28 protein-coding genes are annotated in these 26890 nt (G+C 73.2%); 12 read left to right on the forward strand and 16 right to left on the reverse strand.

Features of this window, described 5'->3' with window-relative positions; translation table 11 throughout:
* Positions 1-201: 201 nt before the first annotated feature.
* A complete protein-coding gene (locus PUR26_RS24005; protein WP_329874824.1) occupies positions 202-1599 on the forward strand; it encodes an MFS transporter in 1398 nt (465 codons plus the stop codon).
* On the opposite strand, the gene PUR26_RS24010 is transcribed toward PUR26_RS24005, so the two are convergent.
* The 5 genes from PUR26_RS24010 to PUR26_RS24030 all read right to left on the reverse strand — a co-directional run bounded on the left by PUR26_RS24010 (position 1561) and on the right by PUR26_RS24030 (position 5470).
* Positions 1561-2406 (reverse strand): spermidine synthase, encoded by an 846-nt coding sequence (locus PUR26_RS24010; protein ID WP_329874826.1) that lies wholly within the window; start codon positions 2404-2406, stop codon positions 1561-1563. The two genes, PUR26_RS24005 and PUR26_RS24010, sit on opposite strands and share 39 nt — an antisense overlap.
* A gap of 166 nt (positions 2407-2572) precedes the next feature.
* On the reverse strand, positions 2573-3223 hold the full coding sequence (locus PUR26_RS24015) for a DUF305 domain-containing protein (RefSeq protein ID WP_329874828.1): 651 nt from the start codon (positions 3221-3223) through the stop codon (positions 2573-2575).
* Positions 3224-3308: 85 nt separating this feature from the next.
* Complete coding sequence (locus PUR26_RS24020; RefSeq protein WP_329874830.1) at positions 3309-3743, reverse strand: DUF6153 family protein; 435 nt, start codon at positions 3741-3743, stop codon at positions 3309-3311.
* Positions 3744-4011: 268 nt separating this feature from the next.
* Positions 4012-5214, reverse strand: coding sequence for an elongation factor Tu (tuf, locus tag PUR26_RS24025; protein ID WP_329874832.1), 1203 nt, complete (start codon positions 5212-5214; stop codon positions 4012-4014).
* A gap of 91 nt (positions 5215-5305) precedes the next feature.
* A complete protein-coding gene (locus PUR26_RS24030; protein ID WP_329874834.1) occupies positions 5306-5470 on the reverse strand; it encodes a hypothetical protein in 165 nt (54 codons plus the stop codon).
* 306 nt (positions 5471-5776) lie between these two features.
* On the opposite strand from PUR26_RS24030, the gene PUR26_RS24035 reads away from it, so the two are divergent.
* The 3 genes from PUR26_RS24035 (at position 5777) to PUR26_RS24045 (ending at position 8327) form a co-directional block, all read left to right on the forward strand.
* Positions 5777-6481: a TVP38/TMEM64 family protein gene (locus tag PUR26_RS24035; RefSeq protein ID WP_329874836.1), complete on the forward strand. Its 705-nt coding sequence runs from the start codon at positions 5777-5779 to the stop codon at positions 6479-6481.
* A 291-nt stretch (positions 6482-6772) separates the two neighbouring features.
* The gene (locus PUR26_RS24040; RefSeq protein ID WP_329874838.1) at positions 6773-7645 is read left to right on the forward strand and encodes an undecaprenyl-diphosphate phosphatase; all 873 of its coding nucleotides are present in this window, start codon (positions 6773-6775) and stop codon (positions 7643-7645) included.
* A gap of 466 nt (positions 7646-8111) precedes the next feature.
* Positions 8112-8327, forward strand: coding sequence for a hypothetical protein (locus tag PUR26_RS24045; protein ID WP_329874840.1), 216 nt, complete (start codon positions 8112-8114; stop codon positions 8325-8327).
* Positions 8328-8718: 391 nt separating this feature from the next.
* Here PUR26_RS24045 and PUR26_RS24050 read toward each other — a convergent pair whose 3' ends face one another.
* Positions 8719-9318, reverse strand: coding sequence for a flavin reductase family protein (locus tag PUR26_RS24050; protein WP_329874842.1), 600 nt, complete (start codon positions 9316-9318; stop codon positions 8719-8721).
* Positions 9319-9397: 79 nt separating this feature from the next.
* On the opposite strand from PUR26_RS24050, the gene PUR26_RS24055 reads away from it, so the two are divergent.
* Together PUR26_RS24055 and lnt are read left to right on the forward strand one after the other, a co-directional pair.
* Positions 9398-9877 (forward strand): nuclear transport factor 2 family protein, encoded by a 480-nt coding sequence (locus tag PUR26_RS24055; RefSeq protein ID WP_329874844.1) that lies wholly within the window; start codon positions 9398-9400, stop codon positions 9875-9877.
* 258 nt (positions 9878-10135) lie between these two features.
* Positions 10136-11776 carry an apolipoprotein N-acyltransferase gene (gene lnt / locus PUR26_RS24060; protein ID WP_329874846.1) on the forward strand — a complete coding sequence of 547 codons (1641 nt, stop codon included), beginning with the start codon at positions 10136-10138 and terminating at the stop codon, positions 11774-11776.
* Here lnt and PUR26_RS24065 read toward each other — a convergent pair.
* Both PUR26_RS24065 and PUR26_RS24070 read right to left on the reverse strand, forming a co-directional pair.
* A complete protein-coding gene (locus PUR26_RS24065; protein ID WP_329874847.1) occupies positions 11700-12605 on the reverse strand; it encodes a Gfo/Idh/MocA family protein in 906 nt (301 codons plus the stop codon). The two genes, lnt and PUR26_RS24065, sit on opposite strands and share 77 nt — an antisense overlap.
* A gap of 10 nt (positions 12606-12615) precedes the next feature.
* A complete protein-coding gene (locus tag PUR26_RS24070; protein ID WP_329874849.1) occupies positions 12616-13974 on the reverse strand; it encodes an FAD-dependent monooxygenase in 1359 nt (452 codons plus the stop codon).
* Positions 13975-14060: 86 nt separating this feature from the next.
* On the opposite strand from PUR26_RS24070, the gene PUR26_RS24075 reads away from it, so the two are divergent.
* The 3 genes from PUR26_RS24075 (at position 14061) to PUR26_RS24085 (ending at position 15800) form a co-directional block, all read left to right on the forward strand.
* Positions 14061-14666 carry a TetR/AcrR family transcriptional regulator gene (locus PUR26_RS24075; RefSeq protein WP_329874851.1) on the forward strand — a complete coding sequence of 202 codons (606 nt, stop codon included), beginning with the start codon at positions 14061-14063 and terminating at the stop codon, positions 14664-14666.
* Between the two features lie 41 nt (positions 14667-14707).
* Positions 14708-15259, forward strand: a complete 552-nt coding sequence (locus tag PUR26_RS24080) for a DinB family protein (RefSeq protein WP_329874853.1) — start codon at positions 14708-14710, stop codon at positions 15257-15259.
* A gap of 88 nt (positions 15260-15347) precedes the next feature.
* On the forward strand, positions 15348-15800 hold the full coding sequence (locus tag PUR26_RS24085) for a hypothetical protein (RefSeq protein WP_329874855.1): 453 nt from the start codon (positions 15348-15350) through the stop codon (positions 15798-15800).
* Positions 15801-15883: 83 nt separating this feature from the next.
* On the opposite strand, the gene PUR26_RS24090 is transcribed toward PUR26_RS24085, so the two are convergent.
* The 7 genes from PUR26_RS24090 to PUR26_RS24120 all read right to left on the reverse strand — a co-directional run bounded on the left by PUR26_RS24090 (position 15884) and on the right by PUR26_RS24120 (position 22167).
* Positions 15884-16321, reverse strand: coding sequence for a hypothetical protein (locus tag PUR26_RS24090; protein WP_329874964.1), 438 nt, complete (start codon positions 16319-16321; stop codon positions 15884-15886).
* Positions 16322-16708: 387 nt separating this feature from the next.
* Positions 16709-17392 carry a uracil-DNA glycosylase gene (gene ung / locus PUR26_RS24095; RefSeq protein ID WP_329874857.1) on the reverse strand — a complete coding sequence of 228 codons (684 nt, stop codon included), beginning with the start codon at positions 17390-17392 and terminating at the stop codon, positions 16709-16711.
* A gap of 68 nt (positions 17393-17460) precedes the next feature.
* A complete protein-coding gene (locus tag PUR26_RS24100) occupies positions 17461-19038 on the reverse strand; it encodes an ABC transporter substrate-binding protein (protein WP_329874859.1) in 1578 nt (525 codons plus the stop codon).
* Between the two features lie 118 nt (positions 19039-19156).
* The gene (locus tag PUR26_RS24105; protein WP_329874860.1) at positions 19157-19924 is read right to left on the reverse strand and encodes an SDR family oxidoreductase; all 768 of its coding nucleotides are present in this window, start codon (positions 19922-19924) and stop codon (positions 19157-19159) included.
* An 18-nt stretch (positions 19925-19942) separates the two neighbouring features.
* Positions 19943-20704 carry a 3-oxoacyl-ACP reductase FabG gene (gene fabG, locus PUR26_RS24110; RefSeq protein ID WP_329874862.1) on the reverse strand — a complete coding sequence of 254 codons (762 nt, stop codon included), beginning with the start codon at positions 20702-20704 and terminating at the stop codon, positions 19943-19945.
* Between the two features lie 159 nt (positions 20705-20863).
* Positions 20864-21247, reverse strand: a complete 384-nt coding sequence (locus PUR26_RS24115; protein WP_329874864.1) for a DUF3037 domain-containing protein — start codon at positions 21245-21247, stop codon at positions 20864-20866.
* On the reverse strand, positions 21244-22167 hold the full coding sequence (locus PUR26_RS24120; protein WP_329874866.1) for a HipA family kinase: 924 nt from the start codon (positions 22165-22167) through the stop codon (positions 21244-21246). Before PUR26_RS24120 ends, PUR26_RS24115 begins: the two co-directional genes overlap by 4 nt.
* Before the next feature lie 64 nt (positions 22168-22231).
* Between PUR26_RS24120 and PUR26_RS24125 the strand changes: the two genes are divergently transcribed.
* The 3 genes from PUR26_RS24125 to PUR26_RS24135 all read left to right on the forward strand — a co-directional run bounded on the left by PUR26_RS24125 (position 22232) and on the right by PUR26_RS24135 (position 25755).
* A complete protein-coding gene (locus PUR26_RS24125) occupies positions 22232-24406 on the forward strand; it encodes a S9 family peptidase (protein WP_329874868.1) in 2175 nt (724 codons plus the stop codon).
* A 125-nt stretch (positions 24407-24531) separates the two neighbouring features.
* Positions 24532-25014 (forward strand): Rieske (2Fe-2S) protein, encoded by a 483-nt coding sequence (locus PUR26_RS24130; RefSeq protein ID WP_329874870.1) that lies wholly within the window; start codon positions 24532-24534, stop codon positions 25012-25014.
* 273 nt (positions 25015-25287) lie between these two features.
* Positions 25288-25755 carry a pyridoxamine 5'-phosphate oxidase family protein gene (locus PUR26_RS24135; protein ID WP_329874872.1) on the forward strand — a complete coding sequence of 156 codons (468 nt, stop codon included), beginning with the start codon at positions 25288-25290 and terminating at the stop codon, positions 25753-25755.
* 159 nt (positions 25756-25914) lie between these two features.
* Here PUR26_RS24135 and PUR26_RS24140 read toward each other — a convergent pair whose 3' ends face one another.
* Positions 25915-26820, reverse strand: a complete 906-nt coding sequence (locus PUR26_RS24140) for a LysR family transcriptional regulator (protein ID WP_329874874.1) — start codon at positions 26818-26820, stop codon at positions 25915-25917.
* Positions 26821-26890: the final 70 nt, after the last annotated feature.

The raw sequence follows: 26890 nt of genomic DNA on the forward strand, positions 1-26890 counted from the left end.
GCCCAGGGGTGTCCGTCACGCCGCGCCGGAGGGCGACGGCTCTCGTGGCGCCGGATTCCGGCGGACCGGCGGCTCCCGGCAGGCAGAACGCGTCCGGGGGGCGGGTCCTCCCGCGCCGGGGCCGGAGAGACGGGCCTCCGCGGCCGGGACCGGTGAGGAATCGGTTTGGCATCCGGGGACCCGGGCGGGGATAGTCCCGGAGTGAGATCTCCCGACGCCCCGCCCCGCTCCCCACGCCGCCCCGAGTGGGCCGGCCGCAACTACACCCTGCTGACCGCCGCGGCCGTCGTCACCAACCTGGGCACCCATGGCGCCCTCATCGCGGCGGCCTTCGCCGTGCTGGAGGCCGGCGGCGACGGCGGCGACGTGGGCCTGGTCACCGCGGCCCGCACCCTGCCGCTCGTCCTCTTCCTGCTCATCGGCGGCGCGATAGCGGACCGGGTTCCCCGCCACCGGGTGATGGTCGCCGCCAACGCCCTCAACTGCGTCTCGCAGGGGGCGTTCGCCGCCCTCGTGCTGACGGGCGACCCCCAGCTGTGGCAGATGATGGTGCTCTCCGCGCTCTGCGGCACCGGGCAGGCGTTCTTCAGCCCGGCCGCCGAGGGCATGCTGATGTCGAGCGTCAGCGGCGAGCAGGTGAGCCGGGCCTTCGCGCTCTTCCGCATGGCCATGAACGGCGCGGGTATCGGCGGGGCCGCGCTCGGCGGTGCGATGGTCGCCGCCGTCGGTCCGGGCTGGGTGCTCGCCATCGACGCGGCGGCGTTCGCCGTCGCCGGCGCGCTTCGCGCCTTCCTCGACGTGAGCCACATCGCCGCGCGCGAGTCCGGCGGAGGGCTCCTGGCCGATCTGCGCGAAGGCTGGGCGGAGTTCGTCGGCCGCCCCTGGCTCTGGTCGATCGTGGCGCAGTTCGCGGTGGTCGTGGCGGTGGTCGGCGCTGCCGAGTCGGTGTACGGGCCGCTGGTGGCCCGGGACCAGCTGGGCGGGGCGCGCCCCTGGGGCGTGGCGCTGGCCGCGTTCGGGGTCGGCACGCTGTGCGGTGCGCTGCTGATGACGCGCTGGAAGCCGCGGCGGATGCTGCTCGTGGGGACGCTCTGCGTCTTCCCGCTGGCGCTGCCGTCGGCGGCGCTGGCGGTGCCGCTGCCGGTGGCCGGCCTGGTGGCGGTGATGTTCGTGAGCGGGGTGACGCTGGAGGTCTTCGGGGTGGCGTGGATGACCGCTCTGCACCAGGAGATCCCGGAGGACAAGCTGTCGCGCGTCTCGGCGTACGACTGGTTCGGCTCGACCGCGATGCTGCCGCTGTCGACGGCGCTGGCGGGCCCGGTGGAGAGCGCCGTCGGGCGGAGCGAGGCGCTGTGGGGGTGCGCGGCGCTGATCGTGGTGGTGACCGCGCTGGTGCTGCTGGTGCCCGACGTACGGAATCTGACCCGGCGCACGACGGAGGTCAAGGCCGCCGTGCCACCGCCGACCCCGCCTGTTCCGCCGGTCACCTCGCCGCCGGTGAGGCCGGTGGTGCCCGCGGTGCCCACGCCGGGCTCACCGCCCGCGCCGGGCCTCGCGGGGTCAGCCGATGCCGAAGGCCCCGTCCGGGGGCGCGGGTGACGCCACCGCGTCGGCGTCCCGCACCGGTCGCGCGTCGCCGATGAGCCGGTCCAGCGGGGCGCCGTGCTCCACGCGCGCGGGAAAGGCGTCGGCGGCTGCTCTGCGGGCCAGCGGAGCCGTGTCGATCTCCGCGTGAGAAGCGATGAGCACCGTGTTGCCGAAGCGCCGTCCGCGCAGCACCGCCGGCTCGGCGATCAAGGCGAGGTGCTCGAACACGGCGGCGAAGGTCGCCAGCTGGGACCGGAGGAACGCGAAGGGCGCGCCGTCCGCGAGGTTCGCGGCGTAGATCCCGTCCGGGCGCAGTACGCGCTCGGCGGCCCGCGCGTAGGCGAGCGACGTCAGATGGGCGGGCACCCTGGAGCCCCCGAAGACGTCCGCGATCAGCACGTCCGCCGAGTGCGGCGGCGCGGTCTCGACCCAGTGCCGGGCGTCCGCGCCGTGCACGGCGACGCCGGAGCCCGCCGGCAGAGGAAGGTGCTCGGCGACCATCGCGAGCAGCCCCCGGTCCGCCTCCACCACGTCCTGCCGCGAACCGGGCCGCGTCGCGGCGACGTAACGGGGCAGGGTCAGCGCGCCACCGCCCAGGTGCAGGACGTCGAGCGGCGCGCCCTCGTCGGCGGCGCAGTCCACGACATGGGCGAGTCGCCGGGCGTACTCGAACTCCAGGTGCGTGGGCTCGTCCAGGTCGACGTACGACTGGGGTGCGCCGTCGACGGTCAGCAGCCAGGCCCGCTCCCGGTCCACGTCGGGCATCAGCCTCGCGGCGCCCCCGTCCACGTCCCGTACGACGGGAAGGTGCTCGTTCACCGTCCCATTGTGACGCTGTTCGGCGACGGCCGTTCCCCGGTGGCCGCGGCGGGCACCGCCGTACGGCGCCGGGCACGGAAGCGCGCGGGGCGCGGGCGCGCCGGTCTTCGCGCGGACGCCGGGGCGGGGGCGGCCCGGGCCGCCCCCGCCGCGTGGAGACGGCAGGTCAGCTCTTGCTGCCGAGGAGCTGGTTCATGCGCGTGATCTCCGCGCTCTGCGAGGTGACGATGGCACCGGCCATGTCCTTCGCGGGCCGGTGGGCGCCCTGGGCCTGCTCGGTCCTGGCCATCTCGACGGCGCCTTCGTGGTGCTTGACCATCATCCGCAGGAAAGCGGTGTCGAAGGCCGTTCCCGAGGACTTCTCCAGCTCGTCCATCTCCCCTGGCGCCATCATCCCCGACATGGCGTGGCCGGCGTGCTCGCCGCCCTCCCGCCCGTCGGGGCTCCCGCCGGGGACGTCCTCGCCCCACGCGGTGAGCCAACCGGAGAGGGTCCTGATCTCCGGTTCCTGAGCCTTCTCGATCTCCGAGGCCAGCTTCTCGACCTCCGCCGAGGCGGCGCGTGTTTTCGCGAGCTCCGCCATCTCCACCGCCTGGCGGTGGTGCGGGATCATCCCCTGGGCGAAGGAGACATCGGCGGCGTTGTGCCCGCCCTGCCCGGCGGGGGCGGAGGCGGGGGCGCCGGGCGAAGAGGACGTGCGGTGGCCCTCGCGGCCGGCCGGGCCGTCGTCGCCGGCGCAGGCGGCGAGTACGACGGCTGCGACGGCCGTGGCGGCCACGGCGGCCGCGCGGCGGGCCGGGGAACGGTGTGCGGTCATGGTGGTGCGACTCCTGTGTGTGCGCTGGTCGGGCATGGCTCTCCACGACGGCCGGTCGCGAGGGGTCCGGTCCGCCGGGGTGCGCCTATACGCGCAGGAGTTGCAGCTCGCTCAGGGAGGGCGGGGCGCGTACGCCCGGGGCGGCCGTGGAGACGGCCGTGCGCGGATGCGTGGTCCCGCACCCGGGGACTGCGGCCGCGGCCAGGGCGGGCGTCGCGGGCGCCGTGGTGATGCCGCCGGCGGCGCAGGTGGAGTCCGCGTGCTCGGCGTGCCCGCCGGTGCCCCCGTCGCCGGGGTCCACCCGGACACAGCCTTGGCCGGTCGCGTGGGCGGCGTGGGACGCGGCAGCGGCCATGTCGTGACCGTGCCCGCTCACCACCGCCGCGTGGGATGCCGCCGGGGAGGGAACGGCGGGGCCCAGACCGTGCATGCACAGCAGACCCGCCAGGACGGCCAGGACGAGCAGCGTGTACGCCCGCGCCCCGAAGGGCCGCCTCACGCACCACGCCTGCCGACTCATACCCGCATCGTAACGGCCCGCCTCCCCGGCGCCCACTCCCACCCGCCGCGCCCTCAGCACCACCGCGCCTGCGCATCTCAGCACCTGCGCGCCTCCGGGACGCGCGTCATCGAGCGGGGACCGGCGGCTCGCCGCCTCGGACCCGTACGGCCGTCGTGGGCGCACGCGCGTGGGACGCCGAACGGCGTGTGACGGGCCCTCACCAGGCTGCGCGCCCCGGCGAGAGCCCGTCCTCTTCGGCTCCTCCTACCCCGCTCGGGGGCCCGGATCAGGCCGGTCCGGTCACCGTGCCGGCGCCGACGGTACGACCGCCCTCGCGGATCGCGAAGCCGAGCCCCGGCTCCAGCGGTACGTCGCGGTCGAGTTCGACGGTCATGGTGACCGTGTCCCCCGGGCGCGCGACGGCCGTCCCCCCGAGGTCCACCTCGCCGGACACGTCCGCGGTGCGGATGAAGAACTGCGGCCGGTATCCGGTCGAGACGGGGGTGCTGCGCCCGCCCTCGCCCGCCGTCAGCACGTACACCCGCGCGGTGAAGCGGCGACGGGGTGCGACGCTGCCGGGCACCACCACCACGTGGCCGCGTCGGACCGCGTCGCGCGGGACACCGCGCAGCAGCAGCGCGACGTTGTCGCCGGCCTGGGCGGACTCCATCGGCTTGCCGAACGTCTCCAGGCCGATGACGACCGTCTCCGTCCCGGCCCCGAGCACCTCCACCCGGTCGCCGGTCCGTACGGTGCCGCGCTCGACGGCGCCGGTGACCACGGTTCCCCGTCCGGTGATGGTGAGGACGTTCTCCACGGGCATCAGGAACGGCGCGTCGACGTACCGCTCCGGCATGGGGACATAGGTGTCCACCGCGTCGAGCAGCGCCTCGATGGCCCCGGTCCACCGCGGGTCGCCCTCCAGTGCCTTGAGCCCCGAGACTCTGACGACGGGTACGGAGTCACCGCCGTACCCGTGCGCGGTGAGCAGTTCGCGTACCTCCAGCTCCACCAGGTCGGCGAGGACCGCGTCCTCACCGTCGCCGACGGCGTCGGCCTTGTTGAGGGCGACGACGATGTGGTCGACGCCCACCTGGCGGGCCAGCAGGACGTGCTCGGCGGTCTGCGGCATGATCCCGTCGAGCGCGGACACGACCAGGATCGCCCCGTCGAGCTGGGCCGCGCCCGTGACCATGTTCTTGACGTAGTCGGCGTGGCCGGGCATGTCGACGTGTGCGTAGTGCCGGGTGTCGGTCTCGTACTCGACGTGCGCGATGTTGATGGTGATGCCGCGCTGCGCCTCCTCGGGGGCGCGGTCGATGCGGGCCAACGGCACGTACGCGGTGCCGTTGCCGGTCCCCCGCCCGGTCCCCCGCTCGCTGAGGACTTTGGTGATGGCGGCGGTCAGAGTGGTCTTGCCGTGGTCGACGTGGCCCATGGTGCCGATGTTGAGGTGCGGCTTGGTGCGCACGTATGCCGTCTTGGGCATGGTTCTTCCCCGGATCTCGAAGCGTTGACGTGGGACCCCCTGGGCCTTGCCGACCCTCCCCTGCGGGGTCCGCCGGACGATCCGGGAAGGGTCAGCTTCGGGCGCCGCCGAGCGGCGCTGCCACAGCCGCGGCCGTGGTGTGCGCCACATACAGGACGTAGGCGGCGTACCCGGTGGCTGCTTCCGCGGGGAGGACGGCAGCCTTCGGCGCGTCCGCGACTGCGGACGGCGCTACGAGGAAGGCGTACCGGGACATGTCGCCGATCATCGCGCCCCGGAGGGAGCGCGTCGAGCGATTTTCCGGGCGCTCCAGCACACGCGCGCGCCGTTCACGTGCGGCGTTCCGCCGGGCCCCGGCCGGCGCACCGCCGTCCGACGGCGCCGTCGGGCGGGCCGGAACGACGGGGCGGTCCGAGGTCTCGTCGCGCCGGACCCGGCCGGCGGACCACGAGAGGACGGCGGTCCTCCGCGCGCGCCGTCCCGCCGTGAACCCCCGGGCGCGGCAAGGGTCCAGCGGTGCGCGTTACGGCGATCAGACACCTTCGTCGGTTAGTCTCCCCGGATGCTCGACCCCGTCATCAGGCCCCGGAACGCTCTGGCCATCCGCTGCTCGCAGGCGCTGCTCTCGCCGTGGTCGCGGCTGTCCCTGCTCGTCGTGGTCCTCGCCTCCGCGGCGGTGACCGTGGTGCTCTTCGAGCCGCAACGGCTGCTGTCGGCCGGCTGGCCACCGCAGGTGAGCGGCGCGGGCGCGGTGGTGCTGTTCGCTCTCGCGTACGGGCTGTGCACCGCCGCCTTCGTACCGAGGCCGATCCTGAACCTGGCGGCGGGCGCGCTCTTCGGCTCGCAGGCCGGACTGGTCGCCGCGGTGGCGGGCACCGTCCTGGGGGCGGGCATCTCCTTCACACTGGGCCGGCTGCTGGGACAGGACGCCCTGCGTCCGCTGGTGCGGGGGCGCTGGCTGGAGGCGGCGGACGGGCAGCTGAGCAGGCACGGCTTCCGTTCGATGCTGGCGATCCGGCTCTTCCCCGGCGTGCCGTTCGCCGCGGCCAACTACTGCGCGGCGGTGTCCCGCATGGGCTATCTGCCGTTCCTGCTCGCCACCGGCATCGGCTCGGTCCCGAACACCGCCGCCTATGTCGTCGCGGGCAGCGAGGCCGCGTCGCCGACCTCGCCCACCTTCCTGATCGCGATGGGGTTCATCGTGCTGACCGGCCTCGCCGCGGCCGTGGTCGCCTGGCGCAAGCGCCACCGGCTGGCAGGCCGGTGACGGATGGGCGGCCCGGTTCTCCGGCGTACGGCCCGGGGGGCGATCGGCGCCGGACGTCCCGGCGGCACCGACCGCCGGGGCGCCTGAAGCGGCCTGGGGCTCCGTACCGACACATAGGCACCGCACGACCGCACGACCGCACGGACGACCGGACGACCGGACGACGGCGGGAACTGTCGGGTACGGGCGACCGGCTGTTCATCCAAGGGCTGTACGCTGCGCACCGACCGGCCGTCGACCGAACGGCCGCCGCCATGACCGTACAAGTGCATCCGGGACGGCCCTAGCCCCATGAGTTGGTTCGAATCGTTCATCCTCGGACTCGTCCAGGGGCTGACGGAGTTCCTCCCCATCTCCTCCAGCGCGCACCTGCGTCTCACCGCGGCGTTCGCGGGCTGGCACGACCCAGGGGCGGCCTTCACGGCGATCACCCAGATCGGCACCGAGACGGCGGTCCTCATCTACTTCCGCAAGGACATCGGCCGCATCCTGTCGGCCTGGTTCAAGTCGCTGGGGAACAAGGCGATGCGCTCGGACCACGACGCCAAGATGGGCTGGCTCGTCATCGTCGGCTCGATCCCGATCGGCGTCCTGGGCATCACGCTCAAGGACCAGATCGAGGGCCCGTTCCGCGACCTGCGCCTGATCGCCACCACCCTGATCGTGATGGGCATCGTGCTGGGGATCGCCGACCGGCTCGCGGCCCGCGACGAGGAGGGCGGCCGGCACCGCGCGGTGCGCGAGCGCAAGTCGCTCAAGGACCTGACCGTCAAGGACGGCCTCATCTACGGCCTGTGCCAGGCGATGGCCCTGATCCCGGGCGTCTCCCGGTCCGGCGCCACGATCAGCGGCGGCCTGCTCATGGGGTACTCGCGCGAGTCGGCGGCCCGCTACTCGTTCCTGCTGGCCATCCCCGCGGTGCTCGCGTCCGGCGCCTACGAACTGAAGGACGCGGGTGAGGGCCATGTGTCGTGGGGGCCGACCGTCTTCGCCACGATCATCGCGTTCGCCGTGGGGTACGCGGTCATCGCCTGGTTCATGAAGTTCATCACGACCAAGAGCTTCATGCCCTTCGTCATCTACCGGATCCTGCTGGGCATCGTCCTGTTCGTGCTCGTCGGCATGGGCGTCCTCAGCCCGCACGCGGGCGAATCGGCCGGCTGACACCGACGCGGCGCGCAAGCCACACGCTCCGCACGGGCTGCGCGGGCCGCACAATCCGCACGGGCTGCGCGGGCTGCGCGAGGCGGGACGCACTTGGCGCGCCGCACCGTCCTCCCGCCCAGGTCCTCCGGCCCGGATGCGCTCCTTGAGCGTCCCGCGCGGAAGGGCGGTCCCGAGGGCGCGCGCCACATGGAGGCACGCGTTCCGTTCGCACCCCGTGCGGACGGCCCCGCCACGGCCGCCCCGGACCGCCCGGACGGCCCTGCGCCGCCGGCCCCACCCGGCCGTTCCCTCGGCCGCCCCCGGGCCCGTCACCGAAAAGCCGCCCGGCCCGCCCCCGGCCTGACGGGGGGCGCCTTCGGGCTTCCCCGCCGGACACCGCCCACGCCTGCGCGGCCGGGACCGAGGGGACGCCCGCGCGGACCGCCGGGCTGCGATCAAGCACCGCCCGACGCACGCTGGTGCCATGGTCTGGCAGGCACCCATCGTCGTGCACCGTCCCTCCTCCGGCGGCGGGCGGCGCGTCACCGTGCGCGGGCAGATCCTGGGGCTCGCCCACAACGACGCGGACCTTGTCGAGTTCCTGAGGCGGGCCGGGCTCGACGACGCCGACATGGCGCTCGACGACCCGCAGCTCGTCGAGTGGCGGGGCGGCCGCGCCCACCACTGGGAAGCGGCATAGGCCCCGCCCCGGTGCGGCCCCCTCCCCGCACAACGCTGCCCCGGCAGCAGCGCGGCTCCGCCGACGGCGCGGAAGGCGGCCTCGGCGGACACCTGGGATGGCACGTACACGTCCCGCCGGAGCCAGGTGATGAGCGACCCGCGGAGGGCCGGCGGCCCTGTGCCCAGCCAGGTCCCGGGGCCGCCCTCGGTGCCCTGCCGGACGTGGACACCGGCCAGGGGCCGGCGTAGGACCGACGCTCCGCACCGCGTCGGTGGACCGGACCGTCGCGTCGCGCTCGCCCCCCGTCCCGCCATCCGGTTCCGGAGGGTCTTTACGCGGTCCCGGCGCGGCCCGCCGGTGGCGGTGCGGCCCTCGAAGCGCGGGGGCCACCAAGGGCCTCGGTCCCGCGTCAGGCGCCGGGCTCGTACGGAACGCGCTCGATCTCCCGTACACCGCCGAGCGTGCCCCACTCGTTCTTCCCGAGCCGGGTCAGCGGGCGCATCCGTCCGATCTCCGGATGACCGTCCACCATCACGTCCTCGGCGATCGCCGCGTGCACCACCCGGCCGAACACCACGGTCGAGTCGCCCAGCAGCACGGTGCTGTGCAGTTCGCACTCCAGCGCCACCGGAGAGGCCGCCACCCGCGGCGGCTTGACCCGCAGGCTCGGTTCGCGCGCGACGCCGACGGCGTCGAACTCGCTGATCCCGGGCGGGAAGTCGGTGGCCGTGGCGTTGATCTGCTCGAAGAGCGGCTCGGGCGACAGGTTGACGACGAACTCGCCGGTCTGCTCGATGTTGCGCAGCGAGTCCTTGCGGCCGACCGAGGTGAACTGGACGATCGGCGGCGTCACGCACGCGATGGTGAAGAAGGAGTGCGGGGCCAGATTGTCGGTGCCGTCGGCGGCGGTGGTGGACACCCACGCGATGGGGCGCGGCACCACGGTCGCGGTGAGCAGCCGGTAGAAATCGGCTCGCACGGTGGTGGCGGGATCGTAGTCGATACGCATGGAGCCCAGTATCCGGTCCGGCCACCCGATGGAGTACGCGGCCCTTGGCCTGCCGTCCCGACTGCCCGACACTGATCCGATGACACAGCGCGTGGACCTCGCGACCGTGATGGACCGGCTGGCCATCGACGAGTTGATCACCGGCTACGCGGTGGCCGTGGACGATTCCGACTGGACCGCGTACCGGGGCCTCTTCACCCGTGACGGGCGGGCCGACTACCGCGAGGCGGGCGGCATCGCGGGCGGCGCGGAGGAGATCGCCGACTGGCTGGCCGAGACGATGCGCCCGTTCCCGGTCCGTCAGCACCTGATCGTCAACCGCCGGGTACGCATCCAGGATCTGGGCGGGTACCCGGGCGACAGTGCCGAGGCGCTGGCGGACTACGTGAATACGATCCGTCCGCAGGCGCCGCCGGACGACGCCGCACCGGCGGGTGACCTCGTCTCGGGCGGCCGCTGCGCCTTCACCTTGCTGCGCACGGAGGCCGGGTGGCGGGTGCGCTCGGTGATCGTGCGGGAGAAGTGGCGACGCGCACCGGGCGTACTGCCCACCGGCTGATCCGCTCCCGCACACTGGAGGCGGGCGCCGTTCGCGCGCGGCACCCGCGCCAGCCGTTCGCACGGATTGGCGCGGAATTGCGGAGATTCGTCCGCGTGGATTGGTCCCACCGGCGTGACCCCGGACCCGTGGGCCGGACCGCTCCACGGCGCCCGTCCCCGCGAGGCCGTTCTCCCGGGCCGTCCCGGGGTAGGTGCGCAGATGTCCCGGGGGCGGTCCCGGGAGCACGTTCCCACCTGCTCGTGGAGGAGGAGCCGCATGCGCATTCCGGCGGGCCGACGGGAGTCACCGGCACGCGACGGATCGGCCGGGCGGGCGGGAACGCTCCCGCGGCCGGTACGCGAGGTGTGGACGTCCCGTTGGTGGCGCGCCGCAGCCGCCATCGCGGCCGGTGCCCTTCCAGCGCTCGCGTTTCCCGCTCCCGGGCTGTGGTGGTGGGCGTACGTCGCGCTGGTGCCCTGGATGCTGCTGGCCCGTACGGCCGCGACCGGGCGTCGGGCGGCGCTGGACGGCTGGCTCGGCGGGCTGGGCTTCATACTGGCCGTGCACCACTGGCTGATGCCGAGTCTCCATGTGTTCATCGTGGTGCTGGCGGCGCTGCTCGGTCTGCTGTGGATGCCCTGGGGGTGGCTGGTGCGCCTGATGCTGGCCGGGACGCCGTCCCGGGCACGGGCCGCCGCCGCACTGGCCGTGGTGCCGTCGGGCTGGCTGATGGTGGAACTGGTCAGGTCCTGGGAGGCGTTGGGCGGTCCATGGGGGCTGCTCGGGGCGAGCCAGTGGGAGGTCGCCCCCGCCCTGCGGGTCGCTTCGGTGGGCGGTGTCTGGCTGGTGAGTCTGCTGGTGGTGGCCGTCAATACAGCGGTGACGGTGCTCGTGGCGGTGCCTCGGGCGCGTACGACGGCGGTCGCCGGGCTGATGGTATGCGCGCTCACCACGGGATCGCTGTGGCTATGGGTACGGCCCCCACTGGAGACGGGCCGGGTCCGGGTCGCGGTCGTCCAGCCTGGTGTCATCGACGGCATCGGCGGCGCGGAACGCCGGTTCGCGCGCGGCGAGGAACTGACCCGCGAGCTGGCCGGCCGGGACGTGGACGTCGTGGTGTGGGGCGAGAGCAGCGTCGGTGCGGATCTGGCGACCCGGCGCGATCTCGCGGACCGGCTCGCCGCGCTCTCCCGGGCGGTGGGCGCCGAGATCCTGGTCAATGTGGACGCGCGGCGCTCGGACCGGCCCGGCATCTACAAGAGCAGTGTCCTGGTCGGGCCCGCCGGTCCGACCGGTGACCGTTACGACAAGATGCGTCTGGTGCCGTTCGGCGAGTACGTCCCGGCCCGTGCGCTGCTGGGCTGGGCGACCTCGGTGGGCAAGGCCGCCGGCGAGGACCGGATGCGCGGCACCGGCCAGGTGGTGATGGCCGTCGGTGAGCGGGGGCTGAGGCTGGGGCCGCTGGTCTGCTTCGAGTCGGCCTTCCCCGACATGAGCCGGAGTCTGGCCCGGGACGGGGCGCAGCTGCTGGTCGCCCAGTCCGCGACGTCGACCTTCCAGGACAGCTGGGCGCCGGACCAGCACGCCTCGCTGGCGGCGCTTCGGGCGGCCGAGACGGGGCGGCCGATGGTGCACGCGACGCTCACCGGTGTCAGCGTCGTCCACGGGCCCGACGGCGGCCGGGTCGGCCCGCCGCTGGGTACGGACCGCAGCGCGTCCGCCGTGTACGACGTCCCGCTGGCGAGCGGCACCACCGTGTACGCCCGGTTCGGCGACTGGGCGGTCTACACGGCCCTGGCCGTACTGTGCGCCGTCTGTGCCGTCAGCGGGGGGAGCTCGCTCAGGCGGCCTGCTCCAGGGACTCCCGGACCACCCGCTCGCACAACTCGTGGGTCAGCAGGGCGTCCTGGGCACTGAGCGGCTTGCCGGCCGCCACCGCTTCGAGGAAGGCGTCCACGGCCTGCTCGATGCCCCGCTGCCGGGCGACCGGCACCCAGTCACCGCGCCGCCGCACGCTCGGCCGGCCCTCGTGGTCGACGATGTCGGCGAGGTTGACGATCTGCCGCTTGGAGTCCTGGCCGGACACTTCGAGGATCTCCTCGGTGGAGCCGTTCCTGCGGTTCATCGTGCCGATCGCGGTGAAGCCGTCGCCGGACAGCTGGAGCACGACGTGGTGCATCAGTCCGTCGCGGACCCTGGCCCGTACGTCGATGTGCTCGACCGGCCCGGGCACCAGGAAGCGCAGGGTGTCGACGACGTGGATGAAGTCGTCCAGGACGAGGGTGCGGGGGTCCTCGGGCAGGCCCACGCGGTTCTTCTGCATCAGGATCAGCTCGCGCGGGTGGTCGAGGCACTGCGCGTATCCGGGCGCCAGGCGGCGGTTGAAGCCCACGGCCAGGCCGACGCCGCGTCGCTCCGCCAGTTCGACCAGGCGCCTGGAGTCGTCGAGGTCGTAGGCCAGGGGCTTGTCGACGTACGTGGGAACCCCCGCCTCCAGCAGGCGGGTGACGATCTCGGCGTGCACGGAGGTCGGCGCGTGCACGAACGCGGCGTCGAGGCCCGCGGCGAGCAGCGAGTCGAGACCGGTGTGGCACCGGTCCGCCGGGACGCGGTACATCCCGGCGGTCCTGGCCAGGGTGGCGGGGGTGCGGGTCTGGAGGTGGAGCTCGGTCCCGGGTCGGGTGGTCAGCACCGGCAGGTACGCCTTCTGGGCGATGTCGCCGAGGCCGATGCAGCCGATCTTCACGGAGGTCTCCCTATCGCGGTACCTGACGGTCCCGGCCGCCCTGAGGGCCCCGGGGATCCTGGTGGACCGCGGATTCCCGGCCGGCCGGGCGATGCCGGTCGTGCCGGTGGTCCGGGCGGTCCTGGTGATCGTACGTCCGGGCAGCATACGTGCCCTGCGGCGGGCGCCAGTCGGCGATGCCGTCGAACGTACGCAGGGCGAGGCCGGGCCCGAACCCGGCGAGGGTGATCAGGGCGTCGCGCAGCAGGACGAAGGGTGCGCCGGTGCGGGTCTGGAGCCTGGCGACGCGCGCGGCCTTGCGGACGACGGCCGTGGTGCGGGGCAGGCGGTCGGCGGAGTAGGCGGCGAGCGCGGCGCCCAGGTCCGCGGGCGCGGCGAGGTGGTGGGCGAGCACGATGCCGTCCTCGATGGCCTGGTTGCCGCCCTGGCCGAGCGTGGGGGCCATCGGGTGGGCGGCGTCGCCCAGGAGGACGGCGCGGCCCTGGTGGAAGGCGGGCAGCGGGGTCGTGAGGTGGTGGATGTCATGGCGCAGGATCCGGTCCTCGCCGCAGGCCGCGAGGATCGCCGGGACGGGGTCGTGCCAGTTGCCGAAGCGGCGCAGCAGTTCGGCCCTCTCGCCGTCGGGCGACCGGTCTCCTTCGGGGGCGGCGGCCGCCGCGTACGCGTAGACCCGGCCGTCCTTGAGCGGCTGTGTGCCCCACAGCGCTCCCCGTCCCCAGGTCTCGTGCGGAGGGAAGGGCTTCCGGGGGGCGGGGACGACCATGCGCCAGCTCGTGAGTCCGGCGTACTCGGGACCGGGGCGGGAGGGGAAGAGGGCCCGGCGCACGGCTGATCCGATTCCGTCGGCGCCGATGACGAGGTCGGCCTCGATGTCGCCGTCGGGCGTGGTGACGACGGCGCGCCGGCCGTGGGCGACGCCCGGGTCGGTGAGCGTCGCCGCCGAGCCGGTGCGCAGGGCGTCCGGGGGCAGCCCGGCGGCCAGCGCGTCGATCAGGGTGGCGCGGTGGACCAGCACGAGCGGGTCGCCGAACCGGTCGGCGGCCGCCCGGGCGTCGGTACGGGCGAGCCACCGGCCGCCGGGGGTGCGCAGGCCCCCGTCGCCCTGCCAGGCGGCCAGGGCGCGGATCTCGTCCCCCAGGCCGATGACGTCGAGGGCGCGCAGGGCGTTGGGGGCGAGACCGATACCGGCACCCACGGGCAGGAGTTCCCCCGCCCGCTCCAGGACGGTGACGTGCCAGCCCGTCCGGTGCAGGGCGACGGCCGCGGTCAGACCGCCGATCCCGCTCCCGACGACGACCGCCCGGAGGGCGCCGGGCCGGCCGGACGTGCGGGGTGCGGTGAGGGCTCGGCTCGTGGGCGGACGGTCCATGACTCCTCCAAGGACTACACCTGAACTACACCTGTAGTGACACCGTCACCGTACTACAGGTGTAGTCGCGGCGGTAGATTGTCCCCATGACCGCACGCACTTCCGGGGCCTCCGCACGGGCCGAACTGATCGCCGACACCGCCCTCGCCCTGCTCGTCGAGCGCGGGATGCGGGGGCTGACCCACCGGGCCGTGGACGAACGGGCCGGACTCCCCCAGGGCTCCACCTCGAACCACGCCCGCACCCGGCAGGCACTGCTGGAGGCGGCGGTGCGGCGGCTCGCGGAGCGCGAGGCGCAGGTGCTCATGGCCCCCGGGCTGCCCGGCCCCGGCAGCGGCCCGGAACCGCTCGTCGACGCGTTCTCCCTCGCCCTGCACCGCTATCTGACCGGCCATCGCGAACTGCTGGTGGCCCGGTACGAGCTGGCCATGGAGGCCACACGACGGCCCGGGCTGCGGGCCTTCTTCGACGAGACGGGACGCGAACGATTCCGGGAACCGCTCACCGCCCTCATGAGAGCGGCGGGTTCACCCGACCCGGAGCGCCACACGCTGTCCCTGGTGGCGTGGTGCGAGGGACTGATGTTCTCCTGCTCCGTTGGGGCCTTCCACTCGTCCGTACCGAGCCGCGCCGAACTGCGGAAGGGCTTCGACGAGCTGCTGCGCGGCATGCTGGGGCCGCGGATCCGATAACCACTGGCGGCACCGGTGGCGTGTGCGTGAGGATGCCCGGCATGACGACACCCCCGCGGACCGCACCCACCTCCACCACCGCCGACGACGGAGCGCGCACCGAGCCCTCGGGCGTCGCGGGCGAACGCGAGATGCTGGAGGGCTGGCTGGAGTACCACCGCCGGACGCTGGCGATGAAGTGCGAGGGCCTGGAGGACAGTCAGCTGCGGGAGACCTCCGCCCCTCCCTCCGGGTTGTCACTGCTCGGCCTGGTGCGGCACATGGCCGAGGTCGAGCGCGGGTGGTTCAGCCGGACGCTGGCCGGCGAGGACGCCGAACCGATCTACTACACCGACGAGGACCCGGACGGGGACTTCCACCCCTCGCCCGACGACACCTGGGACGAGGCCCGCACCACCTGGCAGGCCGAGATCGCACGCGCCCGCGAACTGGCCGCGCCCGTCGCGCTGGACGACCTGGCCGTCGGGCGGAGCCGCAGCGGAGAGGGATACAGCCTCCGCTGGATCTACACCCACATGATCGAGGAGTACGCGCGCCACAACGGCCACGCGGACCTTCTGCGCGAACGCGTCGACGGCGCGACCGGCGACTGACACGGCCACCGCGCGGCCGTCACCCATGTGGGCCAATAACCGCCGGTAGCAGCCCCCTGCTGCGCCCCGCAGCCCTCAGAGTTGCGGGGTGCAACCAACGAGAACCACAGCGAAGGTCCTGGTCGGCGTGGCGGTGGCGGCCCTGACGGGCTGCGTGTCCGTGGAAGGGCGCCCCCCGGCGCCCGTTCCGGCCGCCCCCGAAGTCGCCCGGCCGGTGCAGGACGTGGCCCCCCAGATCGTCGAGGGCCCGGCGCGGGAGGCCCTGGAAGCCGCCCTGCCGTCACGGCCGCCGGCGACCGTCGCGGCGCGGCCGCCCCGGCCCCGCGCCGAGCCGCGCCCGGCGCCCGCCGCCCCGCGCCCCCAGAGTCCTCGCCGCGCCCCGACGAGGGAGCGGCCCCGGGAACGGGTCCCCGCGGTGCGCCTGCCCGCCGTCCCCGTGCCGCGGGGCATCGAGGACGCGTGCGCCCTGGGAGAGAGCTACGGACGCTGGCGCCCCGACAGCCAGGAGGCCCGTATCTGCCGCGGCGTCTATGGGCGCTGAGCCCGGTTGCGGCACTGGCACAAGGCGTGCTGGAACGCGAAGGACCGCCGTCCCGCGCCGGCCGGAGCCCGCCCGCCGGCGTCTCAGTCGGCGCGCAGCCGCCGGTCGAGCCGGTCGATGGCCTCGCGGACCCCGTTTCCGTACCCGTCGTCATCCAGGGCGCGCGAGGCGGCCCGGGCCCGGTCGAGATGGGCCCGCGCGGCGTCCGGGCGCCGCAGCTTGGCGTAGTCGGCGGCGAGGTTGAGGTGGAGCGAGGGGTAGAGGGCCCGCAGCGCCACGGCGGAGTCATGGCCGACGGGCTCCTCCTCGCCCAGCCCCTCGGCCGCCGACAGCGCCCGCAGGTCCCAGGCGAGCTCGTCGTCGGGGTCGTCCTGTGTATCCGCCATGTAGTGCGCGAGGGTGCACCGGTGCAGCGGCTCCCCCTCGGCACCGATCTGCTCCCACAGCTCCCCGAAGCGGTTGCGGGCCTCTTCGCGGTCCCCGCCGTGGAGCAGCATCATGGCCTGCCCGATCCTGGTCATGACGACGTCGTCCGACGCGTCCTGCTGCTGCTCCCGCACTGCGGCCTCCACTCATCGGTCGTGATCCGACGCTAGCCGCCGCCACCGGCATTCCCGCTCAGGCTCGGGGTCGGACCCCGGACCTGTCGGTCCGCCCCGACCGCCCCCGACCGTCCGCGACGAATGGGCACGGCTCGCCGGGCCGGGGCGGGGGACGGAAGCAGCGGTAAGGCGGTAGTGAGGGGCCCGGGCCGGAAATCCCTGGGCCCAGAGGCCCTCCGTGAGGAGCCGGGGGCAGCGGCCCGAGGGCCGGCCGCCGGGCTTCGGCCCGGAGCGGATGCCACCGAGCCGGTGGCCAGGGGGTCAGGGGTGTCCCGCAGGCTCAGGCGAGGCTCGGGCCCCGCCGGCTCAGGCGAGGTTCGGGATGCGCCAGTCGATCGGCTCGTGACCCTGGGCCGCGACCGCCTCGTCGATCTGCGTGAACGGGCGGGAGCCGAAGAACTTCTTCGCGGAGAGCGGGGAGGGGTGCGCCCCCTTGACCACCACGTGCCGCGTCTCGTCGATGAGCGGCAGCTTCTTCTGCGCGTAGTTGCCCCACAGGACGAACACGGCCGGGTCCGGCCGGGAGGCCACGGCGCTGATCACGGCGTCCGTGAACTTCTCCCACCCCTTGCCCTTGTGCGAGTTGGCCTCGCCGGCCCGGACCGTCAGTACGGCGTTGAGCAGCAGGACACCCTGCTCGGCCCACGGCATCAGATAGCCGTTGTCCGGAACAGGGTGTCCGAGCTCTTCGTGCATCTCCTTGTAGATGTTGCGCAAGGAGGGCGGAGTCCTGACGCCCGGCCGCACCGAGAAGCACAGTCCGTGCCCCTGGCCCTCCCCGTGGTACGGGTCCTGGCCCAGGATGAGGACCTTGACCTGGTCGTACGGAGTGGCGTCGAGAGCGGCGAACACCTCGTCGCGCGGCGGGTAGACCGGCCCCTTCGCCCGCTCCTCCTCGACGAACTCGGTGAGCAGCTTGAAGTAGGGCTTCTGCAACTCGTCGCCGAGGACGCCGCGCCAGGACTCGGGCAGCATGGCGGTGTCGGTCACGTCAACAACCTCCGGTGTGTGATCGCTTGTCGTTCCAAGAACCTACCTGCGACCACTGACAACCGGTCCTACCAGCTGGTCTTCCGATGCAGCTCCCACATCTGCATGACCGTCTGCGGGTCCAGCGCACGCTCGCCGCCCGCGATCTCCTCGCTCGCCGCGACGTAGAGCTTGCCCTGCCACAGCGGGAGCAGCCGCACATCGTCGACCAGGAGTTCCTGGGCGCGCTCGAACTGCTGGGAGACGGCTCCGCGGTCGCTCTCCCGGCGGGAGAGGGGCAGCAGCTGCTCGGTGATCTCCGGCCGGACGTACGGCGTGGAGAGCACGTTCTCCTTGCCGACGAAGGGCGCTATGAAGTTGTCCGGGTCCGGGAAGTCGGGGAACCAGCCACGGCCGAAGACGGGGTAGTCGCCCTTCTGGTAGCCGGCCTGGAAGTCCTTCCACGGCTTGCTCTGCAGCGTCACCTCGAAGAGACCCGAGCCGTCGAGCTGCCGCTTCAGCTCCGCGAACTCCGGAGCGGTGGAGGAGCCGTAACGGTCGGTGGTGAACCAGAACGTCAGCGGGACCGGCTTGTCGATGCCCGCCTCGCGCAGGATCTTCTTGGCCTTGGCGGTGTCCGGCTCGCCGTACCGGTCGAAGAATCCGGTGGTGTGACCCGCGATGCCCTTCGGCACCATCGAGTACAGCGGCTCGGCCGTGCCCTGGTAGACCTTGGCCACCAGCGCGTCGCGGTCGACGATCTGGGCGATCGCCTGGCGGACGGCGAGCTTGCTCACCGAGGGGTCCTTGGCGTTGAAGACGAGGTAGCGGATGTCGGCGCCGGTGGACTCGACCAGCTGCAGCCCCTCGTTGGCGGGCTTCCGTTCCCGCAGGTCGACGACCTCCTCAGCGGTCAGACCGCGGTAGGTGGCGTCGATCTCCTTCTTCTTCAGCGCGTCGACCATCGCCTCGGACTCCTTGAAGTACCGGATGGTCACGCCGTCGTTCTTGCGGTCCGCGAAACCCTTGTAGGTCGCGTTCTTGGACAGCTCGGCCTTCGTGCCCTCTTCGTACGCGTCCAGGACATAGGGGCCGGAACCGGTGAGCTTGCCGTCCTCGCGGAGCTTGTCGGCCGGGTACTTCGCCGGGTCGACGATCGACATCGCGGGGGTGGCCAGGATGAACGGGAACGTCGCGTCCGGCTCCTTGAGGCGGAACGTGATCGTGCTGGCGCCGTTCGTGTCGACCCGGTCGAGCGAGCCGAGCAGGCCGTTGGGGCCGCCCTTCGCGTTGATCGTGCGGATGCGCTCGATCGAGTGCTTGACGGCCGCGGCGTCGAGCTTGGTGCCGTCGGAGAACTGCAGATCGTCGTGCAGCTCGCACTGGAAGACCTTGCTCGACGCGTCGGTGAACTTGCAGTCCGCGGCATCGGGCTGAGGCGTCGTGCTGCCGGTGGGGAAACTCAGAAGCGTCTGGAAGACATTTCGGTACATTTCCCATGAATTGTCCCACGCAGCGGCAGGATCAAGCGTGGTGGGCGAGCTGGTCGTACCGACAATGATCCGGTTTTCCCCATCGGCCTCATCGCCCGAAAAGAGACTGCATCCCGCCAGCAGGGATATGGACGCAAGGGCTGCAGCGGCCTGCAGACTGGTCCGGTTGAACACGTGCACGCTCCTCGTTCAGCCATGGGTCGGCCGACCATACCGCAGCGCCCCGCCAGGTCAATGAAGCAGCCCGACGGGGCACTTGAGGCAATCAGCTGTCAATCAGGAACAATCCGACTCAGCCGACTCCGGCATTGAGGAAGATTCCGCCGTCCAGCACCAGGGTCTGACCGGTGATCCAGTCCGACTGGCCGGAGGTCAGAAAAGCGGCCGCACCCCCGATATCCTCCGGAACTCCGAGCCTTCCGAGAGGGTAGGCGGCGGCCGCCTCCGCTTCCCGGCCCTCGTAGAGGGCCTCGGCGAATTTCGTTTTGACAACGGCCGGCGCGATCGCGTTGACCCGGACCTTCGGAGCGAATTCGTGCGCCAGCTGGAGGGTCAGGTTGATCATCGCCGCCTTGCTCATGCCGTACGCGCCGATGAAGGGCGACGGGGCGAGTCCGGCGACCGACGCGATGTTCACGATCGCGCCGCCGTTGTCCTTCTGCCACGCCTTCCAGGTGTGCTGCGCGAAGCCGAGCGCCGAGGTGACGTTGGTTTCGAAGACCTTGCGCACCACGCCCAGGTCCAGCTCGGCGAGGGGACCGAAGACCGGGTTGGTGCCGGCGTTGTTGACCAGGAAGTCGACCCGGCCGAAGGCCTCCATGGTGCGCTCGACCGCGAGCGCCTGATGGGCCTCGTCATGCGCCTTGCCCGCCACGGCGATCACCCGGTCGGCGCCGAGGCGCTCCACGGCCTCCTTGAGGGCCTCCTCGCCCCGGCCGGTGATGCACACCCGGTCACCCCGGGCGACGAGCGCCTGCGCGACGCCGTAACCGATGCCGCGGCTCGCACCCGTGACGAGGGCGACCTTGCCGGAGGGCTCGGGAAGTGCTTGTTCAGTCATGTCCGCTTCCTCCGGGAATCAGTTGAGCGGTCCGCCGGCCACGTACATGACCTGGCCGGAGACGAAGCCGGCGTCGTCGCCCGCGAAGAACGCGATGGCGTTGGCGACGTCCTCCGGCCGGCCGACCCGCTGCACCGGGATCTGGGTGGCGGCGGCCGCCTGGAAGTCCTCGAAGCCCATGCCCACGCGCGCGGCGGTCTGGGCGGTCATCTCGGTGACGATGAAGCCGGGCGCGACCGCGTTGGCGGTGATGCCGAACTTGCCGAGCTCCTTGGCGAGCGTCTTGGTGAAGCCCTGCAGGCCGGCCTTGACGGCGGCGTAGTTGGCCTGGCCGCGGTTGCCGAGCGCCGAGGAGGAGGAGAGGCTGACGATGCGGCCGAAGCCCGCGTCCACCATGTGCTTCTGGCACGCCTTGGCCATCAGGAACGCGCCCTTGAGGTGCACGCTCACCACGGTGTCCCAGTCGGACTCGCTCATCTTGAACAGCAGGTTGTCGCGCAGCACGCCCGCGTTGTTGACGAGGATCGTGGGGGCGCCGAGCTCGGCGGCGACCCGCGCGACGGCGGCCTCCACCTGGGCGCTGTCGGAGACGTCGCAGCCGACGGCCACGGCCTTGCCGCCGGCCGCGGTGATCGCGTCGACGGTGTCCTTGCAGGCCGCCTCGTCGAGGTCGAGTACGGCGACGGCGCGGCCCTCGGCCGCCAGTCGGAGCGCGGTGGCGGCGCCAATGCCCCGCGCCGCCCCGGTCACGATGGCGACGCGCTGCTCGGTGGTGGACATTCTGGTTCTCCTCGCCCTTGGATGCGGCTCACCCGGTACGTCCCGTCGGATGAGCGACCGCTTAGTACCTTCAGCAGAAGGGACGCTAGAAGCCCTGGCACCCGGTGTCAACGGCCCACCGGGTGCCCCCGATCACTCCGCCGCGGGCCGGACCGCCGCTCAGCGCACGAGCAGCGCCAGCAGCCGCTCCGCCTCACCCCGCGGATCCGCGGTCAGACCCGTGTGGACCGGGCCGGGCTGCACCACCGTCGAGCGGGGCGCGATCAGCCAGCGGAAGCGCCGGCCCGCGTCGTCCTGGGCGGCCTGGCCCGCGTGCTCGCCGCCCCGGCAGACCCCTTCGACCGCGTGCAGCGCGGCGCGCACACCGACGACATCGGCCGACGGGTCGAGCGCCTTGAGCTTCACCTCGTCCAGATGGGTCAGGGCGGCCACGAAGGACTTGGCGCGGCAGTACACGACCACACCGGCGTTGAAGCACTCACCGCGTTCGACGCGCGGCACGACACGCAGCAGCGCGTACTCGAAGACGTCCCGGTCGCTCACTTCTCGGCGTCCTTCGTGCTCTGCGCGCTGTCCGCGCTGTCCGCGCCGGTGGCGCCCTGCGTGCCGTCGGCGTTCCGGGCGGCCCGCTCGGCCTTCGTGGGGTGCGGCCAGGGGGCCAGGCGCTCGGTCAGCCAGCCGGGGGCCTGCGAGGACGTGCGCGCGGTGCGGGCCCCCAGGGTGATCCGCTCGTGGATGGTCGCGGCGCGCGACAGCAGCGCCCCGACGTAGGCGCGGCGCAGCGCGTCCGTGGTGTCGAAACCGGGTTCGTCCAGCAGCCACTCGTCCGGGACCTCGGCGGCGACCTCGGTCAGCAGCTCCTCGGTGACCAGGGGGGCCAGTTCGGCGGCGGCGGTGGCGATGTCGGGACCGTACGAGGCCAGCACGTGGTCGGAGGCGTCGTACGGCTTCGCGGCGGAGGCCAGGGCGCCCGGCCAGTTGTGGTGCCAGATCATGGTCGCGCCGTGGTCGATCAGCCAGGGCTCACCGTGCCAGACCAGCATGTTCGGGTTGCGCCACGAACGGTCGACGTTGTTGATCAGCGCGTCGAACCAGACGACCCGGCCCGCCTCCTTCGGATCCATCTCGTACGCGAGCGGATCGAAGCCGATCGAGCCGGGGAGGTAGTCCATACCGAGGTTCAGCCCGCCGCTGGCCTTGAGCAGCTCCTGCACCTCCTGGTCCGGTTCACCGAGCCCGATGACCGGGTCGAGCTGGATGGTGACCAGCTCGGGGACGCGCAGCCCGAGCCGGCGGCCCAGCCGCCCGCAGATGACCTCGGCGACCAGGGTCTTGCGGCCCTGTCCGGCGCCGGTGAACTTCATGACGTACGTACCGAGATCGTCGGCCTCGACGATCCCCGGGAGCGAACCGCCCTCCCGCAGGGGCGTGACGTAGCGGGTCGCTGTGACTTCGGAGAGCATCCCCCAAGATTACTCGGGGGTACGTCGGCGGTCGCCCGGGTTTCGGCCTGTCATGCTCAGCCCCATGGCCACCGACAAGATCGTCCGATCCCCTGATCTCCCGCGGCAGTTCGCCCGGACGCACCGCTTCGCGCTCGGCGTGCCGGGCCGGTTCACCGTCTCCCCCGACGGCGAGCGGGTGCTCTATGTGCGGACGGGAGCGGGCACGGACGGCGTCGGCCGGCTGTGGATCCACGAGGACGGCGCCGAGCGCGTGCTGGCCGACCCCGACGCCCTGGGCCGCCGCAGCGAGGGCGCCGGCGACGACGGGGTCGCCGAGGACGAGGGCGTCCCGGAGGAGGAGAGGATCCGGCGCGAGCGGGCCCGGACGACCGCGTCCGGCGTGGTCGACTACGCGACGGACCGCCACGCGCGGGTAGCGGTGTTCACGCTGGGCGGCTGCCTGTGGACCGTCCGGACGGACGGCACCGTCCCCCGCCGGATACCGACCGCCGGACCCGCCGTGGACCCGCGGCCCTCGCCGGACGGCTCGCTCGTCGCCTACGTGACCGGAGGCACCCTGCGTGTCGTCCGCATGGACGGGACGCGGGACCGGCCGCTGGCCGCCCCCGAAGGCCCCGACGTGACGTACGGCCTCTCCGACCACGTGTCGGCCGAGTCGATCGGGCGGCTGCGCGGCCACTGGTGGTCCCCTGACGGGGACGCCCTCCTGGTGGCTCGCGTGGACCAGGCGCGCGTGGCGCGCTGGTACCTGACGGACCCCGCCGATCCGGCGAAGCCGCCGAGGGCCATCCGGTACCCGGCGGCCGGGACGGCCAACCCCGAGGTGTCGCTGCACATCCTGCGCCTGGACGGGCGGCGGATCGCCGTCCGGCTCCCCGAGCGCGCCGCAGCGGACCGCCATCCGCCCGGCGAGTGGACGGACCCGCGGTACGAGTACGTCACCGCGGCGGGCTGGGACCGGCACGGGCCCTTCGCCCAGGTGCAGACGCGCGACCAGCGCACGGCCGCACTGCTGGCCGTCGATCCGGACGGCGGTGGCACCCGGCCGCTGCACGAGGAGACCGACCCGGCGTGGGTGGCGCTCGTCCCGGGCACGCCCGGCCGCACCGGCGGCGGGACGCCGGTCCTCGCGCACCTCGAAGACGGTGACACGCGCGGCCTGCGCATCGGCGGTCCGGAGGGCGGCGTCGCCACCCCGGCCGGCCTGCACGTGCGGGCGGTCGTCGGCACGGCGGGCGAGCGGGTCGTCTTCACCGCGAGCGAGGACCCCACCGAGACCCATGTGTGGTCGTACGCCCCGGAGGAGGGCTTCCGCCGCGTCAGCCGGGAGCCCGGCGTCCACACCGCCGCGGTCGGCGGGGACACACTCGTCCTGGCCAGCAGGACCGCGCGGGGGCGGAGCGTGACCGTTCTGCGCGGCGCGGAGCCGGTCGGCACCATCGCCGTACTCGCCGAGAGGCCCGTGGTGACGCCTCGCCCCGTCCCGCTGTCGCTCGGTGAGCGGGAGCTGCGCAGCCATCTCCATCTGCCGTCGTGGCACCGGCCGGGTGACGGCAGGCTGCCGGTGCTGCTGAGCCCCTACGGGGGGTACGGGACCCAGCTGGCGGTGCGGGCGCCCGGCTGGTGGAGCGCGGTGGCCCAGTGGTTCGCGGAGCAGGGCTTCGCGGTGCTGATCACCGACGGGCGCGGCACACCCGGCCGGGGGCGGGCGTGGGAGACGGCGATCCACGGCGACCGGCTGACGGCTCCGCTGGACGACCAGGTGGACGCGTTGCGGGCGGCGGAGGGGCGGTATCCCCAACTGGACCTTGACCGGGTGGCGATCCGGGGCTGGTCGTACGGCGGCTACCTCGCCGTCGGAGCCGTACTGCACCGGCCGGAGGTGTTCCGCGCGGCGGTCGCCGGCGGTGCCCCCACCGACCGGCGGCTGTACGACACCCACTGGGAGGAGCGGTTCCTCGGCCACCCCGGCGTGCATCCGGACCGGTACGAGCGGTCCTCGCTCGTACCGTACGCGCACCGGCTGACGAGGCCGCTGATGCTGATGCATGGCCTGGCCGACGACAATGTGGTCGCCGCACATACGCTCAGGTTCTCCACCGCCCTGCTCGCGGCCGGCCGACCGCACACCGTGCTCCCGTTGCCCGGCGCGACACATATGGTCACCCGGGCCGATGTGGCGAGCAATCAGTTGCTGCTGGAACTGGATTTCCTGAAGAGGGCGCTGGCCGGGTGAACGGTCCGCTCCGCGGGCCCGTACCCCTCCATGACGTCGTGAACGCCGATGTCGTGCATACGGACGGTCGTGGATACCGACGTAGTGAACACCGACGTAGTGACCACCATGGAAGGGAAGCCCGAATGACCGGATCGCAGGAGACCACCGGGGCAGTGGCACGCCGGACCGTCGTCACGGCGGCGGGCGGGGCGGGCCTCGCCGCTGTGCTCACCGCGTGCGGGGGCTCGGACAACGCGGCCGAGTCCGTCGGCAGCGCGTCGACCGGTGGCGCCACCGGCGGGAGCGGCGGAAGCGGCGGCGCCACCGGGGGCGCGGGCGGCGGTGCTCAGGTGCTCGCGAAGACGTCCGACATCCCGGAGGGCGGGGGGAAGGTCATCGGCGATGTCGTGGTGACCCAGCCGAAGGCGGGTGAGTTCAAGGCGTTCTCGTCCAAGTGCACCCACGCGGGGTGTGCCGTGAAGGACATCGTCGACGGGACGATCAACTGCCCGTGCCACAACAGCAAGTTCGACGCTGCGGACGGCAGCGTGAAGGCGGGCCCGGCCACCATGCCGCTGCCGCCCGCGTCGATCAAGGTGGAGGGGGACTCGATCACCCTGGCGTGATCACTCCGCTGTGCTCGCTCCGCCGTGCTCAAACCGCTGCGATGGCACTGCTCTGACAACGCTGCTTGACAGCACCGGTGCGACCGAGCCAGGGAACCCCCAGCCCCACAAGCACCCTCGGCAAGCCGGACGTTGCCGATGCCGGGGAGTGGGCCGGCCCGCACGGCGCCGGCAGGACGGGCGAGAGCGGTGACCCCTTGCGCGGAGAGGGAAGGCGCGCCATCATTCCTGACTGCTGATCAGACGATCGGACAAGAGGGGGCCGGAGACCGGATGGCCGTCACTCAGCGCCGCGGCCGGCGCATCATGATGTCGCCGGAGGAACTCGACGCGTACCTCGCCGGGCAGCGCACCTGCCGCGTGGCGACGGTCTCCCCCGACGGCCGGCCCCACCTCGGCGCGCTCTGGTTCGTGTGGGACGGAACGTCCATCTGGCTGTACTCCCTCACCCGCAGCAGGCGCTGGAGTGAACTGCGCCGGGACGCGCGGGTCGCCGTGCTGGTCGACGACGGCGAGGAGTACGGCGAACTGCGGGGCGCCGAGCTCTCGGGGACCGCGGCCTTCGTCGGGGAGGCGCCGCGCACGGGCGCGCCCTGCCCGGAGCTCGATGCCGCGGAGGGGCTGTTCGCCCGCAAGTACTTCGGTCTCGACCGGATGCCCCACGACGGGCGGCACGCGTGGCTGCGGCTGACCCCGGACGCCGTCGTGTCCTGGGACTTCCGGAAGATGGCCGCCGGGTAGGGGGCCCGGCCGGGCACGGCGCGGCCACGGGCCATCGGCCTCGGCGATCGCCTCCCGACCCGTCCCCCGGGCTCGCCCGGCCGACCGCCCTTCGCCCTCCGCCCTCCGCCCTCCGCCCTCCGCCACGGCACCCTCCCGCGCCGGCCGCGGCCCGGCCGGTCAGATTCCCACGGCCCGCCCGACCTCGCGCAACGCGTCCACCGCGGCCCGGATCGAGGGCCGGCGGTCGGCGTCCGTGCGCCACACCGCGTAGATGTGCCGGAGCATCGGCTGCCTGACGGGCACCAGGGCGACCCCGTCCGGCACGGGCCCGCGCCCGAGCCGGGGCGTCACACAGACGCCCAGTCCCGCCGCGATGAGCGCCAGTTGCGTGTGGTGCTCACCCGCCAGGTGCGCGATGCGCGGCTCGACACCCTTCGACCGCAGCGTGAACACGAGCCACTCGTAACAGAACTCGCCCTCGGGCCAGGAGACCCAGTCCTCGTCGGCGAAGTCCTCCAGCCCCACTTCCGCGCGCGTGGCGAGCGGATGACCGGCGGGCATCGCCACATCGGCGGCGTCGTCCAGCAGCGCCGCCGTGGCCAGGCCACCGGGGACGGGCAACCGCTTGTTGTTCCAGTCGAGCACCACCGCGAGGTCCATGTCCCCCCGGATGACCTGCCGGATGCCGTACTCGGGCTCCAGCTCGCTGGTACGCACGCACAGCTCGGGGTGGCTCGCGCGCAGCATGGTGACGACTTCCGGGAACAGCCCGCGCGCGGCCGTCGGGAAGCCGGCCAGCCGCACCTCGCCGACCACCTGCCCGCGCTGCGCCTCGATGTCCGCCTGGGCGAGCTCGACCTGCGAGAGGATGCGCGCGGCGTGGTCGGCCAGCAGCTGTCCGGCGTCCGTGAGCCGGACCCCCCGGCCGTTCTTGGCCACCAGTTGCTGGCCCACCTCGCGCTCCAGCTTGGCCAGCTGCTGCGAGACGGCGGACGTCGTCACATGCAGTCCGTCGGCCGCGCCGCTCACCGAGCCGTGACGGGCGAGGGCGTCCAGGGTCCGCAGGCGCTCAAGATTCAACACGTAAGCAATGCTAATGGAACAGCTACAGAAAATCTCGCTTGTTCTAAGACGTCGTGCGGGCCATCGTGGA

The organism is Streptomyces sp. SP18CS02 (genome assembly GCF_036322365.1).
Classification (GTDB): domain Bacteria; phylum Actinomycetota; class Actinomycetes; order Streptomycetales; family Streptomycetaceae; genus Streptomyces.